Source organism: Ahrensia marina (assembly GCF_001293565.1).
GTDB classification, from domain to species: Bacteria; Pseudomonadota; Alphaproteobacteria; order Rhizobiales; family Rhizobiaceae; genus Ahrensia; species Ahrensia marina.
Genome location: NZ_JXMU01000002.1, coordinates 1 through 14,999, shown reverse-complemented (window position 1 = coordinate 14,999; position 14,999 = coordinate 1). Strand labels below are relative to the sequence as shown.

Here is a 14,999-nt window from a genome sequence, read left to right as displayed (position 1 = left end):
TATGACTTACAAGAATTTCACAGTCGAAACGGATGCAGACAGCATTGCACTCGTAACATGGAATATGCCTGACAAGTCTTTGAACGTCTTCACCGAAGAGGTGATGATCGAACTGGACAAAATCGTTGATCAGGTCACTGGCGATGATGGTATCCGAGGCGCGGTTTTCACATCCGGCAAGGATGGTTCTTTTTCCGGCGGTGCGGATATTACCCTGCTCAAACAAATGTTTGACACGATACAGGAAGCCAAAGCGAGCGGCGACAAAGAAGCAGGCACGCAAAAGCTGTTTGATCGCGCCGGTGCTATGAGCCAGATTTTCCGCAAGCTTGAAACTTGCGGCAAGCCATGGGTTTCAGCCATCAATGGCGTTTGCATGGGTGGAGCGCTTGAGCTTTCACTCGCATGTCATGGCCGTGTTGCAGCCGACTCGCCCAAAGTTAAACTGGCATTGCCGGAAGTGAAAATCGGCATCTTCCCCGGCGCTGGCGGTACGCAGCGCGTTCCGCGTTTGGTGAACGCACAAGATGCGCTTCAGATGATGACCACAGGTCAAAACTTGAAACCATCACGTGCCAAGGCAATGGGGCTTCTGCATCAGGTTGTTCCGGCAGAAGAGCTTATTTCCGCCGCAAAACAAATGATCATTGATGGCCTTAAGCCGGTTCAACCATGGGATGAAAAAGGCTTCAAGCTTCCGGGCGGCAAAGTTTATACACCTGCCGGTGCACAGCTTTGGCCTGCGGCTTCTGCTATTTTACGCCGCGAAACCAACATGAACTATCCGGGCGCTCAAGCGATCCTGAAATGTGTTTATGAAGGGCTTCTCGTACCGTTTGATCTGGCTCTAAAAATCGAGCAGCGTTACTTCACGCAAATTCTGCAAACAACAGAAGCAGGCATGATGATCCGCTCGCTGTTTGTTTCCATGCAAGAGCTGAACAAGGGCGCACGCCGCCCTAACGATGTGCCTGAGACCAAGTTCAAAAAGATCGGTATTCTTGGTGCCGGCTTTATGGGCGCAGGCATCGCTTATGTTACAGCCAAAGCCGGTATTCCGGTTGTGCTTCTGGATCGCAACACGGAAGCCGCGGAAAAAGGCAAGGCCCATTCTGAAGACTTAATGACAAAGGCCATGCAGAAGGGCCGCGCGACACAGGAGCAGAAAGACCAGCTTCTATCGCTTATCACGCCAACAGCAGATTATGCTGACTTTGATGGCTGTGACCTCGTTGTTGAAGCCGTATTTGAAGATTCTTCAGTTAAGAAAGCTGCAACGGAATCTGCCGAAGAAGTAATCAAGTCTACCGCAATCTTTGCCTCCAACACATCCACTATACCGATCACCGATCTAGCGAAAAACTCAAAACGCGCTAAAAACTTTATCGGAATTCATTTCTTCTCACCTGTCGACAAAATGATGCTTGTCGAAATCATTATGGGTAAGAAAACCGGCGACAAAGCGCTGGCCGTTGCGGTAGATTTTGTTCGTGCGATCAAGAAAACGCCCATCGTTGTCAACGATACGCGCGGCTTCTACGTCAACCGTTGCGTGTTGAAGTATATGTCTGAAGCCTACAATATGCTGGCCGAAGGCGTACCACCGGCAATGATCGAAAATGCCGCCAAAATGGCTGGTATGCCGATCGGTCCGCTCGCGCTGAATGACGAAACGGCGATTGATCTGAGCCAAAAAATTCTCAACCAGACCGTTAAAGACCTTGGCGAGAACGCGGTTGATCCGCGTCACATCGAACTTGTAAATACGATGGTCGATACACATGGACGCCATGGCCGTAAAAACGGTAAAGGATTTTACGACTACCCTGAAAAACCTGCCAAAAAGCATCTGTGGCCCGAACTCAAAACACTTTACCCGCAGCAAAATGCCGATGACATTGACTTTGAAGAGCTGAAACAGCGCTTTCTTGTCGTTATCGCATTGGAAGCGGCGCGCGTGATGGGCGAAGGCATTGTGACAGACCCGCGCGAGGCTGATGTAGGATCAATCCTAGCATTTGGGTTTGCACCATATACAGGCGGAACCCTGTCTTATATTGACGGCATGGGTGTCGACAACTTTGTTGCCGCATCCAAGAAACTGCAAAAGAAGTATGGCGCCCAATTTAAAGTGCCGAAACTGCTTAACGACATGGCGAAAAACGGCGAGACTTTTTACTCGCGGTTTGACCCTTATGCAGACAAGTCAGATCAAGCTGCCTGATTAACAGAACATCCAATGAAAGCCCCGCCAGCAAAAATTGCTCGCGGGGCTTTTTTATGAATGGCGTATTTAGCAAAGGAATGTCTCAGAACGACAATTGTTAAAAGCCGTTTCTATGAATAATGTTATCCAATCAGGTTCCCGAACGGCAAAGCCCAAGGGGATTAAAAGGGAATACGGTAGGGACGACCCAATGCGGGCCTGATCCGTAACTGCCCTCGCAACTGTGAACGTGGAGCTTGCTGCCACAATGCCACTAAGCAAAAGCTTGGGAAGGCGGCAACAAGCAGAGAAGCGTGAGTCAGGAGACCTGCCTGATATAGTGAAACTAACTTGCACGATGGGTGCAGAAGGATACGAAAATGCATATTGAACCAGGCGTCGTTGACGCAGTAAAAATGTCTCTTTCCTACGCGACAGCCGCTGCGGCTGCCGGTGTTGGACTTAAATTCGCATGGGACGCGATCAAAAATGATGGCGGTGTTGCCGGCCTCGTCGTGCGCTCTGTAATTGCTACGCTTGCCGTCTTTATTTTCTTTGAAGTACTGCCACATTTTGCTGTTGGCGTTTCAGAAGTACACTTCATTCTCGGATCGACAATATTGCTTATGCTCGGCACTGGTCCAGCAGCGATTGGTCTTGCCTTGGGACTGCTCATTCAAGGCATGTTTTTCGCGCCAAGTGATCTGCCGATGTATACTGTCAACGTAACAACATTGCTTGTACCGCTCTTTGCGATCAGTGCGCTTGCCAAGAAAATCATTGCGCCTAAAACCGCATATGTGGACATCACCTATAAACAGGCATTCATGCTATCAACGGCTTATCAGGCCGGTATCGTCGCCTGGGTTGCGTTCTGGGCTATTTACGGCCAAGGCTTTGGCGTTATCTCGTCTGTTGCCTCATTTGGCGCTGCCTACATGCTCGTCGTTGTCATCGAACCATTTGTTGATCTGGCCGTTTTGGCTGCCGCAAAATCCTTCAAAGGAAAGGATGCAACGCCTTTCCTGACAAAGCGCTTAGGCCAAGCAGCTTAAACCGTTACTTATACTAAAATGAAAACCCCGGAGCCAAATCGGCTTCCGGGTTTTTTCTTTACTGTTAAGAGTTAAAGTCAGGCGACTTTGCTTTTGCGCTTCTCGCCGCGTGCCCAACGTGATGGGCCACCATTTGGATCGGCAACTTTAAACCGTTTGCCCTGCCTTGCCCGCTTTTTGTTCTTGGCTTTTGGCTGGCCGTCACCTGCGCCCTGTTTGCCATCTTTTTTAGGTGAACCAAGTTCTGCAACACTGCGGCGCCCGCGGTGTCCTTGTCCGCCACCTGAGCGTTTGCGCCCCTGTCCTTTAGGTGCTCCGCCACGTGTTTTCTTTTCAGGTTTATAACCTGCCGGCGGCGCTTCTCCACTGGCAACAGTGATTTTAATGGCCATCAATTTTTCAATGGCCTGCAAAAGGTGAATTTCATCCGGCGAACAAAATGCGACGGCTTGGCCTTCAGCGCCTGCGCGTGCAGTACGCCCTATCCGGTGCACATAAGCTTCCGCAACTTCCGGCAAATCATAGTTGAAAACATGTGTTACGCCAGAAATGTCGATGCCCCGTGCGGCAACATCGGTCGCGACCAGAATTTGCGCTTTCCCAGCCTTGAAGGCTTTAATCGCCCGTTCGCGCTGGTTTTGGCTTTTGTTGCCGTGAATACTTTCTGCTTCAAAACCACGCTCGACCAAATGACGCTTTAGCTTTTCGGCACCGTGCTTTGTACGCGCAAAAACGAGTGATAGCCCCTCGCCTTTTGCTGTCAGCAACTCTTTGAGCAAATCGGCTTTAGAGCGGTTTGAAATATGGTGCACAGATTGGGTTATCTTATCGGCAGCTTTTCCTGGAGGGGAAACCTGCACGCGCACCGGATCATTCAAATAGGCACCTGCCAGATCATTGATCTGTTTTGGCATCGTTGCAGAAAACAGAAGTGTTGTGCGCGGCACCGCAAGCATTTTTGCTATTTTCTTCAGCGGCACAATAAAGCCCAGATCAAGCATCTGGTCGGCTTCATCAAGAACGAGATATTTAACATGGTTGAGGCTGACAGCTTTGCGCTCGATCAGGTCTAGCAACCGGCCCGGCGTTGCAACCAGAATATCACACCCCGGCGCAAGGTTACGCGCCTGAACATTGATCGACGCACCGCCAACAACAACCTGCACGCGCAAATGTGAGTGACGCACATAGGCACGCAAATTTGCGTTAATTTGATTTGCCAGTTCACGTGTCGGTGCCAGAATAAGCGCACGGCATGTTTTGGGTTCCGGTTTTTTACCGACAGAAATCAGGTTTTCAATAAGAGGCAAGCCAAAGGCGGCAGTTTTACCTGTGCCTGTTTGCGCCAACCCCATAATATCATGGCCTTTGAGAATGAGCGGAATACACTGTTCCTGAATTGGTGTGGGTGTATCATAACCAAGCTGGCCGAGTGTTTTTGTAATAGACGGTGAGAGACCAAGCTCTTCAAACGTCGTTGTGTGTTCGTCTGTCAAAATGACATACCTTTCATATCGGCGCACAAATATGGCCGAATACAGTCAGAAAGTATGAACATAAAAAGCGCCCATACAGTCTCTTGCGGTTGCGGGAAATAGCTCACCAGTGGACCGAATGTCCAATCGCCGCTCGCCCGTCAGAACCCCGCGTGAAATGGGAACTTGATTTTTTAAATTCCGGTCTGATCAGATCCGGTGTAAAATTGGCACGATTAATTCGAATTTTTCGTTAGCTTATCTAAAAAGCGTTGCTCACGCGGCAACTACCAATAGGCGCTATATCGGGTGCCAATTAGCCAAAGTCAAGCTTGATGATTGCATGGCAGGTAGATCACGATTTCATTACCTAAAATGCAACCCCCTTGTAACGGCTCAAATTATATGGCTAATCTTGGGTCTATATCGTGTGACGGAATAGATATAGCCTAAGAATTTCACACAAGTGGAACACGCATAGCTCCCTTCCAATGCATCGATGAGCGCGGCATTTTTACCGCAAACCGGTTTGCGAAATTTGGAGAGGATTTCTGATGGCAAGCGGCACAGTTAAATGGTTCAACACGACAAAAGGTTATGGCTTTATCGAACCTGATGATGGAAGCAATGATGTATTCGTACATATCAGTGCAGTCCAGCAGGCGGGCATGCAGTCTTTGACCGAAGGACAAAAGGTCAATTTTGAGCTGGTTCAGGACGAGCGGTCCGGTAAACAAGCAGCAGGTAATTTAAGCGCAGCTTAATTGCTCAGCACGCAGCAATAACAGCTAAACCCGTTTTGGCTGTTCGTTCACGCCTTTGTCACTGGCGGCAATGGCGCATGTGGTTTACGGTTTCCAAAACACTGAACCGAGGCACATAATGACTTCAATTGACTACTATTTTTATTCTGTTTCCCCTTTCACCTATCTTGGCCATCAAGCGATCGTCGATGTTGCAGAGAAACATGGTGCGAAGCTAAATGTGAAGCCTGTTAATCTGATGGCGCTTTGGGCGGAATCAGGTGCTGTGCCACCCGGCCAAAGCCCCCCTGTACGTCAACGCTACCGTCTCGTAGAGCTGCAACGTGTCGCTGATTTTAGAGGCCTGCCAATCAACAAGAAACCCGCGCATTTTCCCGTTGATGCGACACTGGCGGATTGTACGATAGCGGCAATTGTCGCAGCTGATGCCAATCCGCTGGCCTATATGAATGATTTGTTTGCCGCTACGTGGGTGCATGAAAAAGACGCTTCAGATGAAGCAACGATTGCTTCCTTGCTGGAACAAAACGGCTTTGATTCCGAAGTCATTCTCGCTTCAGCAAAAAGCGAAACCATTGCTGCCATTCGCGAACAAAACTCAAAAGACGCCATCGCCGCAGACGCCGTGGGCGTACCAGCTTATGTTGTTGAGGGTGAAGTCTTCTGGGGACAGGACAGAATTGAAATGCTTGACCACATGCTGACAAGTGGCCGTGCACCATTTGCACCTTAAGCGAAAAGAATAGCACTTGTATGATCTTCCATTTAGAGGTATTTATTCCTCTATCCCGAAGTTTCAGGATTAACCCATGCTGTCACACGAACGCATCTGGCGGGCGATTGATCGTCTAGCAGAGGCACATGATTTAACACCATCCGGCCTTGCCAAGCGTGCAGGGCTGGATTCCACGACTTTCAACAAGTCCAAGCGATTTGCTTCCGACGGGCGTGCGCGGTGGCCTTCTACAGAATCCCTATCCAAAATCATGGAAGCGACCGGCTCGAGCTTGCGTGAATTTACAAGCATGATTGATGGGGCAGCAAGCGGGACAGATTACACCCAGCCCGCACTCAACGCTGCTGCAGGTCTGGCGGAGCCTAGCCATCTATATGATATGTCGCTACGCGGTGTGCCGGTGGTTGGCATGGCGCAAGCCGGTGGCGGTGGATTTTTTGATGATGCGGGTTTTCCGGTCGGCCAGGGCTGGGACCAGGTTCAGCTTCCGGGCGTTGATGCAGACAACAACACCTATGCCCTCAAAATTACCGGCGACAGTATGCTGCCGCTCTATCGCGAGGGTGATATTATCATTGTGTCACCAACCGCTTCCGTGCGCAAAGGTGACAGAATTGTCGCCCGAACGACTGAAGGCGAAGTTATGGCAAAAATACTGAAACGCAAAACTGCGACTTCTATCGACCTGTCTTCAACAAACAACGAATATGATGATTTGTCATTTGCCATTACAGATATTGAATGGATGGCGCGGATATTATGGGCAAGCCAATAGCTGCTGATATATTGAAACAATCGCCCTGCCTTCCCATCTTTACCAGTAGAAAATGGAGCAGCTATGGCAAAACCCGTTACAATCACAATCTCCCATGAGCTTGGAAAAGATGCTGCGAAGTCGCGCATCGATAATGGTTTCCAGAAAGTCGGCGACCGGCTTGGGTTTGGTCTGACAATCAATCAGCGCTGGCAAAGTGACACGATGCATTTTGATGCCCGCGCTATGGGACAAACCATTGAAGGCACTTTAGAAGTGCATGAAGCCAATGTTGTCATCACAATTATGTTGCCGATGTTGTTGGCCGGTATGGCAGAAACCATAAAAGCGAAGCTTCAAAAAGAAAGCACCCTACTTCTGGAAAAGAAATAAGGTGCCAGAATATTTATAGAGCTGTAAAAGCTCAGTTGTGTTCGGCGTAAAGCGAACCATCCAATGCGCTGGCAATCAATGCCGCTGTTTCTTTGACGCCGTATAATGCGGCGAATGACCCAAAGCGCGGGCCACGTTCTTGGCCAAGTAATATACGGTAGAGCGCGTTGAACCACTCACCGGTTACAGCCGGCGAGCCGTCCGGCGCCGTTTTCTTCGGGTCGTGATAACGCTCATATTTGCGACCGACCCTCAGAACCGCATCCTGAATTGTGGCGCCATCCGCATCTTCGGCAAGCGTTTCAAAAACCTGCTGCAACTCGACTAAAGCTGCACGTTCCTCTACATCAGGTTTTGAGAACTGCTTTGTCGGTTTAACAAAATCGTTGAAATAGCGAATTGCAAAGTCGGCAAGTTCATCCAGTTTTGGATGCGTCTCAGCTGTCACACCAGGCGCATAAGGCGAGATAAAGCCCCACAACACATCACGATTGCTCGCATTGGATGCGCTAACCAAATTCAACAGCATTGAAAACGGAACCGGCATATCAATCTTTGGCAGATTGCCAGAATGTATGTGCCAAACCGGATTGTTTAACTTTCCTGCTTCATCCTGACGCTCGAATGCAGACGCGAATGAAAAATATTCGTCAACGGCTTTTGGAATAACATCAAAGAACAAGCGCTTCGCTGTGCGCGGCTTCTGGTACATGTAAAGCGCAAGACTTTCGGTTGGCGCATAAGTCAACCACTCGTCAATTGTCAGTCCATTACCTTTGGATTTGGATATTTTCTGGCCCTGATCATCGAGGAACAACTCATAAATGAAATGCTCAGGTGCTTTGCCGCCCAGCGCATTACAGATACGGTCATAGATGATTGAATTAGCCGCGTGGTCTTTGCCATACATCTCAAAATGTACATCGAGCGCTGCCCAGCGCATACCAAAATCCGGCTTCCATTGAAGCTTCACATTGCCGCCCTTAACGGACAATGTTATCTCTTCACCTTCTTCATCATCGAATGTAATTGTGCCGGCCTCAGCATCAATTGACTTCATAGGCACGTAAAGAACGCGGCCAGACTTTGGCGAAATCGGGAGAAACGGCGAATAAGTCGCCTGACGTTCCTCGCCCAAGGTCGGCAGCATGATCGACATGATCTTATCGTAATTCTTCAGCGCATTCATCAGCGCATCATCGAATTTGCCTGACTTGTAATACTCAGTTGAGCTTGCGAACTCATAGTCAAAGCCAAATTTGTCGAGAAACCGGCGCAACATCGCGTTGTTATGATGGCCAAAACTTTCATAATCGCCACCAAACGGGTTCGGTACTGCCGTCAACGGCATATGAAGGTATGGCTCCAATGCTTTTGTATCGGGCACATTATCAGGAACCTTGCGCATTCCATCCATGTCATCGGAAAAGCATATCAACTTTGTTGCTACTTTATCTTCGGTCAACAGGCGGAACGCTGTACGCACCATAGTCGTGCGCGCAACCTCGCCGAATGTACCGATGTGAGGCAAGCCGGACGGGCCGTAACCTGTTTCGAAAAGAACAGTTTCCGGAAAACCTGTTTTTTCAAAACGCTTTGTTATCTTTCGTGCTTCTTCAAACGGCCAGGCCTTGCTCACCTTAGCGGCCTCTACAGCTGCTGGTGTTATATCAAGTTCAGGTAAAGCCGGATTGGCACTCATTTTATTTTTCCTACATTTAAAACTGCGCGATCTCCTACCTCATAGCCGGAGCAATGAGAAGAGTGAATATCATTGCTGCATCTGTTCAACACTTTGTGAGTTGCAATGAGCTAACCAAATAACGGAAAAGAGTACAAAATAGGGATTGATGCCGTGTCTGAAGCAACTGTGCGCCTTGCAGCCTTTTTGGGTATTTTCACCACAATGGCGATTTATGAATTGTGGTCCCCGCGCCTCGAACGCGCGGAAATGGCTGGCGCGCTTAAATCGCGGCGTTGGCTTACCAATCTCTCTATGGTGATAATCTCATCAATATGCCTGCGTATCATTTTTCCAGCAGCAGCCGTTGGCACCGCCATATGGGCGCAATCCGCTGGATATGGCCTCTTTAACAATTTTGAAGCTCCCAAAGCTCTTATTGGCATCTTTTGCTTTGTTCTGCTGGATTTCGCTGTTTGGCTCGAACATTTTGCCAGCCACAAAATACCACTGCTGTGGCGCATCCACCGGATGCATCACAGCGATCAGGGATTTGATCTTACGACAGCTTTACGCTTTCATCCTTTGGAAATTGTTCTGTCGATGGTTTGGAAAGCAGGCATTATAGTTCTAATCGGAGCGCCGGTTCTAGCTGTGCTTGTTTTCGAAATTGTATTAAATGGTATGGCAATGTTTAATCATGCCAATGCAAAACTGCCAAAACGGCTCGACCGCGTATTGCGCACTCTGATCGTAACACCAGATATGCACCGCGTTCACCACTCCACTATCAACAAAGAAACCGATTCAAACTACGGCTTTAACTTTTCGTTTTGGGATCGTATTTTCTCGACCTATATCGACCAGCCCAGCCTAGGGCATAGGGGTATGAAAATTGGCCTTAACGACTTTCAAGGGGATCAAACATCAAGCTTGAAATGGGCATTACTTCTGCCATTTCGCAAGCGTTAGAAATTTTGGCTATGCGGGCTAATTGGAAAATAGCGCTGGTAGATTTCTGTATATTTACCTGACTGTTCCAAATTTTTCAGCGCTGCATCAATGGCAATGCTCAAATCAACATCCTGTTTGCGCGTTACGACAGCCATTCCAATTCCAAAGTAATATTCCGAATAATAAGGACCGCTTAAATAGGTGCAGCAATTATCTGCTTTTGTGGACGTCAGCCAGAACGATGCGGCAACGCCGTCAACAAAAGCCAAATCAGCTTGTTTCTCTTTTACCGCCTCATAAACATCCTGAATGCTGCCGAGCAACGAAACTTCAACATTTTCAAAATGGGCTTTGAGCATAGCGGCATGGGCCGAATTTTCGACAACGGCGATTTTTTTGCCTGCAATTGAATTTAGAAAGTTCTGTGTGTCGATATTTTCCGTATTACGGTTTACAATAAATCTTCCCGGAAACCGAAAATAGCTATGGCTCAAATTATATAGAGCACGCTTTTCAGGAGAAATTGCCGTACCGGCAATAATTGCCTCGCCACGCCGTGCTTCCAGCGCATCTTCAAGATCTTCCCAAGGCAGCGCCTGAATTTCACATTTCGCTGAGATTTTGAGCTCGTTACAAATCGCTCTTGCCAAATCCACATTAAAACCGGTTGGCTTTTTGTTAGCATCGGCAAAGTTAAATGGCGGAAAATCAAGACTGGTGAGAAACCTCAAACGTGGCAAGCCAGCCAGTGAGGGCGCAGTAATGCGCCATTCCGGATCGAAATAATTGGGTGTCTGGGCATTTGCAGCATTGATCATCACGCCGCCGATCAAAGTAATCGCCGTATAAAACCTTATAAACCCGCCCAATTATTCCACCTTTCCTGCGACATACCACGTTTTTGTAAAATTTACTTTACGTTAACTAAAATTAATTGTTCAATAAAATGCAAACTATTCTCACATTGCGAGATATCAACTGTTTGGGGGAACAGTATGCGTTATGAGTTTGATGAAGACCTTCGCCGCTTAATACTTCAAGCGCCTCGCAGCCTACCTTCAAATCCACCATCGCTTAGCCTTCCCCGCACAGATAAAAAATCGGACACCACAACTTTAGACGCCTCCATAGCATTTCTATCGCAGTTTGGACTACCGCATAAGATGCTGCATCGAGCAAGCGAACTGGCAAAAGAAAACGGCACGTGCGGCGCCAAAGAGCTGATTGCGTTTAATGGTGTTCAAGAAATTCATTATTATCAGTTACTCGCTAAACATCTCGATGTTCCATTTATCGAAGAAGATGAAATAACCAAGCTTGTCGACTTGGGGGAAATGTCAATGGCAGCTTTCGCGCAAAAGCAGGTTGTATGGGGCGATCTGGGAGAAGGAATTCTCAGCCCTATACTTGCGCCGGATCCACAACAGATCGCACGTCTGGAAAAAATGTTCGCGGACCGCAAAAAACAAATCCCAATCGCAATCACTGCTCCGTCGATATTGCGTTCTGTTGCGGTCAAGCAGCAAAAAAATCATCTGACTTATGAGGCGATAAACCAACTTCATATCGAGCAACCCAGAGCTTCTGCGCGCATTGGCGCGAGTGCGTGGCAAGGCGCAATAATTAGCATAATTGTTATTGCCATCGCATTGGCACTCAGCTTATCAAATGGAGCAGCCGGTGTTGTCTTTCACATTCTTTTGTCGTCGTTCTTTGCTGCCTGTACCGCACTTCGCCTAGTTGCATTTGCAAATTTTAGCCCGATCCGACCTGCCAAGCTCACTTTAACACCTAACAGGGATAAACCGGTATATAGTGTTATGGTTGCTCTTCATGATGAAGCTGATGTCATTCCCGACCTGATACAATCGCTTAAAAGACTGAAGTGGCCCCGGTCAAAACTCGAAATCAAACTCGTGTGTGAAGCCGACGACTACAAGACGATTGAAAAAATAAGAGCCGAAGATCTCGATCCCCGCTTTGAAGTCATTCTTGTGCCGACGAGCACGCCCCGCACTAAGCCAAAAGCACTGTGTTATGCAATCGGCTTTACAAGCGGCAAGTTCATCACACTCTATGATGCAGAAGACCGTCCTCATCCTGAACAATTGCTAGAAGCCTATCAGCGTTTTGAGGACGCTGATGAAAATCTGGGTTGTCTGCAGGCGCCGCTGAAAATTGCCAATGCACGGGAGAATTCAATTAGCAGCATGTTCCACTTTGAGTATGCAGGCCTTTTTTATGGGTTGGTTCCGTGGCTCGCACGCCGCCGCGCGCCAATTATGCTCGGCGGTACATCCAACCATTTTCGGCGTGATGCCTTGCTTGCAGTTGGTGGCTGGGACCCCTTCAACGTAACCGAAGATGCCGACATCGGAATAAGGCTTTGGCGCCACGGCTACGATATTGATTTCATAACCCGTCCGACACTTGAAGACGCGCCTTTGAAAGTTTCAACTTGGATTCCTCAAAGAACGCGCTGGTTTAAAGGCTGGATGCAGACCTGGCTTGTTCATATGAAAAACCCTCTGCAACTGGCTAAAGAAGGTTCGTTCTCATCCGTCTTCATTCTCAATATATTGCTTACCGGAACGATTGCATCTGCGCTGCTGCATCCGTTTGTACTTGCCAAGGCGATCTATCTTTCCGCAATAGGCGGCGGTGATTACGGCACTATCTGGATCACGGCAATTACGATTATTGACTGGGCGACAGTGGTCATGAGTTATATCGGCTTTATAGCCATGTGCTGGGTTGCCACTGAAAAACCGTTACGGCGGGCGATCAGTTACCGTTTTGTGCTAACGCCTCTATACTGGCTCGGAATTTCATTTGCAGCATGGCGGGCTCTGTTCCAGCTACAAACAGCACCATTTAAATGGGAAAAAACAGCCCACACGCCTTACAAAAAATAATCAGACAGTGCTTTATATCTGCAGTATAGACGCCTATATCTGCCGAAGCTCTCTCAGCACTTTCTGGCGAAAATGACATCACTTAAAGAATTTATCCAATCCAAAACGTTTGAGCGCGCCATCGTGGCCCTCATCATCATCAATGCAATTACGCTGGGTTTGGAGACATCCCAAACCGCGATGAACGCGGTTGGTCCCCTTTTGATACTACTCGATAAAGTCATCCTTGGTGTATTTGTTGCCGAACTGATCGCGAAATTTATCGTTTATCGTCAGGATTTCTTTAAAAGCCCTTGGCGAATTTTTGACTTTGTGATTGTCGGCATCGCCCTTGTACCGTCCGCCGGCGCATTTTCCGTATTGCGGGCACTGCGTATTTTACGTGTTCTGCGCCTTGTATCTGTGGTTCCTTCACTGCGCCGTGTTATTGGCGGCCTCCTCAACGCTCTTCCCGGCATGGGATCGATCATTCTGCTCTTAGCGCTGGTCTTCTACGTGTTTTCTGTCATGGCAACCAAACTTTTCGGCGGCACATTTCCGGATTGGTTTGGTTCGCTTGGCGCGTCGGCCTATACCCTATTCCAGATCATGACCCTTGAAAGCTGGTCGATGGGCATTGTTCGCCCTGTTATGGATGCTTTCCCATGGGCGTGGGCATTTTTCATTCCATTCATTGCGTGCACGACTTTCACTGTTCTTAACCTGTTTATCGGTGTTGTCGTTTCAGCAATGCAAAAGGAGCATGACGAAGATGCTGCCGGTTCGCGTCAAGAACTCCATGATGAAAATGTCGTCATCATAAATGAACTCAGAGCACTGCGTTCAGAAATCAGCGAGCTAAAAAAGCAGCAAAATTAAGCGCTTTTAAAATGCTTGGACAGCTTTAAGCCCTGAGCCTGATAATTTGATTTCAAATCAGTGCCGTAAAGCGCGGATGGTTTTTTAAGCATGTGCTCATAAACCAGACGACCGATAATCTGTCCGTGCTCAAGTACGAACGGGACTTCGTGACTGCGCACTTCCAGCACCGCTCGGCTTCCCGTGCCACCAGCAGCGGAATGACCAAACCCCGGATCGAAAAATCCGGCATAATGAACGCGAAACTCGCCAACCAAAGGATCGAACGGTGTCATCTCCGCAGCATAGTCGGGCGGAACATGAACGGCTTCACGCGATACGAGAATATAAAACTCATCAGGATCGAGAATGAGTTCGCTACGCTCGCGGACATAAACAGGCTCCCAGAAATCCAAAATCTCGTGCGCATTGCGTTTATCAACGTCAATTACCGCTGTGTGACGCTTACCGCGGTAACCGACAAGCCCGTCTTTATTGCCTTTGAGGTCTACTGATAATGCAATGCCATTATCGGTAATGTTGGGCGTATCATCGGCTACGAGAACTTCATCCTGATGCAGGGCACTCAATGAGGCGCCATCCAACAAGGCATGGCCGGTACGGAAGCGTATTTGGGAAAGCCGCGAACCGGTTCGAACAACGATCGGGAATGTGCGCGGCGATACTTCCAGGAAAAGCTCGCCATGATAACCATGAACGATCTTATCGAATTCAACGCCATTATCCGTCATCACACGGGTAAATATATCAAGACGGCCCGTCGAGCTTTTAGGGTTCGCAGATGCGGCAACATCGCGCGACAACGAAAGCGTTTCCAGTAAAGGAACGATATAGACACATCCGGTTTCTAGAACCGCACCTTCACGCAGGTCAATCTCGTGTAATTTGTAAGTTTCAAGCTTATCACGGACGCTGTGACTGGCACCTGGCATAAAGCTGGCACGCACCCTGAACGCCTTCTCGCCCAAACGCAGATCAAGGCTTGCCGGTTGTATCTGGTCAGCATCCAACGGCCGCGAACTGGCTAGTGCGCCACTGTCAAATAGTGCTTTAATATCCTGATCGGGCAAAATGCCGCTTTGCCGTATATTCATGTGATCACCCCGTGTTCGTTTTGATAGAATTTCCAGACGTATTGACGCAAGATCGCCAACACCTTATGGACAAGTTATTCATTGTGGTGATTTGGCCGGTCGGCTTGCAGCCAC

At 48.5% G+C, this 14,999-nt stretch carries 13 protein-coding genes and 2 riboswitches; of the genes, 9 read left to right on the top strand and 4 right to left on the bottom strand.

What is annotated here, in order from left to right; genetic code table 11:
- The first annotated feature begins 1 nt into the window (after position 1).
- Together SU32_RS01600 and SU32_RS01595 are read left to right on the top strand one after the other, a co-directional pair.
- Positions 2 to 2,224 carry a 3-hydroxyacyl-CoA dehydrogenase NAD-binding domain-containing protein gene (locus tag SU32_RS01600; RefSeq protein WP_053997583.1) on the top strand — a complete coding sequence of 741 codons (2,223 nt, stop codon included), beginning with the start codon at positions 2 to 4 and terminating at the stop codon, positions 2,222 to 2,224.
- Positions 2,225 to 2,342: 118 nt separating this feature from the next.
- Positions 2,343 to 2,556, top strand: a riboswitch (cobalamin riboswitch).
- Between the two features lie 30 nt (positions 2,557 to 2,586).
- The gene (locus SU32_RS01595; RefSeq protein WP_053997582.1) at positions 2,587 to 3,261 is read left to right on the top strand and encodes an energy-coupling factor ABC transporter permease; all 675 of its coding nucleotides are present in this window, start codon (positions 2,587 to 2,589) and stop codon (positions 3,259 to 3,261) included.
- 77 nt (positions 3,262 to 3,338) lie between these two features.
- Here the strand turns inward: SU32_RS01595 and SU32_RS01590 are convergent, their stop codons facing one another.
- The gene (locus tag SU32_RS01590; protein ID WP_201454853.1) at positions 3,339 to 4,757 is read right to left on the bottom strand and encodes a DEAD/DEAH box helicase; all 1,419 of its coding nucleotides are present in this window, start codon (positions 4,755 to 4,757) and stop codon (positions 3,339 to 3,341) included.
- Between the two features lie 533 nt (positions 4,758 to 5,290).
- Between SU32_RS01590 and SU32_RS01585 the strand changes: the two genes are divergently transcribed.
- The 4 genes from SU32_RS01585 to SU32_RS01570 all read left to right on the top strand — a co-directional run bounded on the left by SU32_RS01585 (position 5,291) and on the right by SU32_RS01570 (position 7,383).
- Entirely contained in the window at positions 5,291 to 5,500 is a 210-nt protein-coding gene (locus SU32_RS01585; RefSeq protein WP_053997580.1) for a cold-shock protein, read from the top strand.
- A 118-nt stretch (positions 5,501 to 5,618) separates the two neighbouring features.
- On the top strand, positions 5,619 to 6,233 hold the full coding sequence (locus SU32_RS01580; RefSeq protein ID WP_053997579.1) for a 2-hydroxychromene-2-carboxylate isomerase: 615 nt from the start codon (positions 5,619 to 5,621) through the stop codon (positions 6,231 to 6,233).
- A gap of 76 nt (positions 6,234 to 6,309) precedes the next feature.
- Positions 6,310 to 7,011 (top strand): S24 family peptidase, encoded by a 702-nt coding sequence (locus SU32_RS01575; RefSeq protein WP_053997578.1) that lies wholly within the window; start codon positions 6,310 to 6,312, stop codon positions 7,009 to 7,011.
- Between the two features lie 63 nt (positions 7,012 to 7,074).
- Positions 7,075 to 7,383, top strand: a complete 309-nt coding sequence (locus tag SU32_RS01570) for a polyhydroxyalkanoic acid system family protein (RefSeq protein WP_053997577.1) — start codon at positions 7,075 to 7,077, stop codon at positions 7,381 to 7,383.
- Between the two features lie 31 nt (positions 7,384 to 7,414).
- On the opposite strand, the gene SU32_RS01565 is transcribed toward SU32_RS01570, so the two are convergent.
- Positions 7,415 to 9,085 carry a lysine--tRNA ligase gene (locus SU32_RS01565; RefSeq protein ID WP_053997576.1) on the bottom strand — a complete coding sequence of 557 codons (1,671 nt, stop codon included), beginning with the start codon at positions 9,083 to 9,085 and terminating at the stop codon, positions 7,415 to 7,417.
- A 204-nt stretch (positions 9,086 to 9,289) separates the two neighbouring features.
- Between SU32_RS01565 and SU32_RS01560 the strand changes: the two genes are divergently transcribed.
- Positions 9,290 to 10,036: a sterol desaturase family protein gene (locus SU32_RS01560; RefSeq protein WP_082376365.1), complete on the top strand. Its 747-nt coding sequence runs from the start codon at positions 9,290 to 9,292 to the stop codon at positions 10,034 to 10,036.
- On the opposite strand, the gene SU32_RS01555 is transcribed toward SU32_RS01560, so the two are convergent.
- Positions 10,033 to 10,887 (bottom strand): transporter substrate-binding domain-containing protein, encoded by an 855-nt coding sequence (locus SU32_RS01555; protein ID WP_144420999.1) that lies wholly within the window; start codon positions 10,885 to 10,887, stop codon positions 10,033 to 10,035. The genes SU32_RS01560 and SU32_RS01555 overlap by 4 nt on opposite strands.
- Before the next feature lie 126 nt (positions 10,888 to 11,013).
- Here SU32_RS01555 and SU32_RS01550 point away from each other — a divergent pair, with 126 nt between their 5' ends.
- Positions 11,014 to 12,933 carry a glycosyltransferase family 2 protein gene (locus SU32_RS01550; protein ID WP_082376323.1) on the top strand — a complete coding sequence of 640 codons (1,920 nt, stop codon included), beginning with the start codon at positions 11,014 to 11,016 and terminating at the stop codon, positions 12,931 to 12,933.
- Between the two features lie 72 nt (positions 12,934 to 13,005).
- Entirely contained in the window at positions 13,006 to 13,791 is a 786-nt protein-coding gene (locus SU32_RS01545; RefSeq protein WP_053997573.1) for an ion transporter, read from the top strand.
- Here the strand turns inward: SU32_RS01545 and SU32_RS01540 are convergent.
- A complete protein-coding gene (locus SU32_RS01540; protein ID WP_082376321.1) occupies positions 13,788 to 14,885 on the bottom strand; it encodes a 2'-deoxycytidine 5'-triphosphate deaminase in 1,098 nt (365 codons plus the stop codon). The genes SU32_RS01545 and SU32_RS01540 overlap by 4 nt on opposite strands.
- 73 nt (positions 14,886 to 14,958) lie before the next feature.
- Positions 14,959 to 14,999, top strand: a riboswitch (SAM riboswitch). This riboswitch is flagged as partial in the annotation.

Bases quoted from the DNA above. Each gene is read 5' to 3' on its own strand.
- SU32_RS01600 (WP_053997583.1), top strand. From the start codon at position 2: ATGACTTACAAGAATTTCACAGTCGAAACGGATGCAGACAGCATTGCA.
- SU32_RS01595 (WP_053997582.1), top strand. From the start codon at position 2,587: ATGCATATTGAACCAGGCGTCGTTGACGCAGTAAAAATGTCTCTTTCC.
- SU32_RS01585 (WP_053997580.1), top strand. From the start codon at position 5,291: ATGGCAAGCGGCACAGTTAAATGGTTCAACACGACAAAAGGTTATGGC.
- SU32_RS01580 (WP_053997579.1), top strand. From the start codon at position 5,619: ATGACTTCAATTGACTACTATTTTTATTCTGTTTCCCCTTTCACCTAT.
- SU32_RS01575 (WP_053997578.1), top strand. From the start codon at position 6,310: ATGCTGTCACACGAACGCATCTGGCGGGCGATTGATCGTCTAGCAGAG.
- SU32_RS01570 (WP_053997577.1), top strand. From the start codon at position 7,075: ATGGCAAAACCCGTTACAATCACAATCTCCCATGAGCTTGGAAAAGAT.
- SU32_RS01565 (WP_053997576.1), bottom strand. From the start codon at position 9,085: ATGAGTGCCAATCCGGCTTTACCTGAACTTGATATAACACCAGCAGCT.
- SU32_RS01560 (WP_082376365.1), top strand. From the start codon at position 9,290: ATGGCGATTTATGAATTGTGGTCCCCGCGCCTCGAACGCGCGGAAATG.
- SU32_RS01550 (WP_082376323.1), top strand. From the start codon at position 11,014: ATGCGTTATGAGTTTGATGAAGACCTTCGCCGCTTAATACTTCAAGCG.
- SU32_RS01545 (WP_053997573.1), top strand. From the start codon at position 13,006: ATGACATCACTTAAAGAATTTATCCAATCCAAAACGTTTGAGCGCGCC.
- SU32_RS01540 (WP_082376321.1), bottom strand. From the start codon at position 14,885: ATGAATATACGGCAAAGCGGCATTTTGCCCGATCAGGATATTAAAGCA.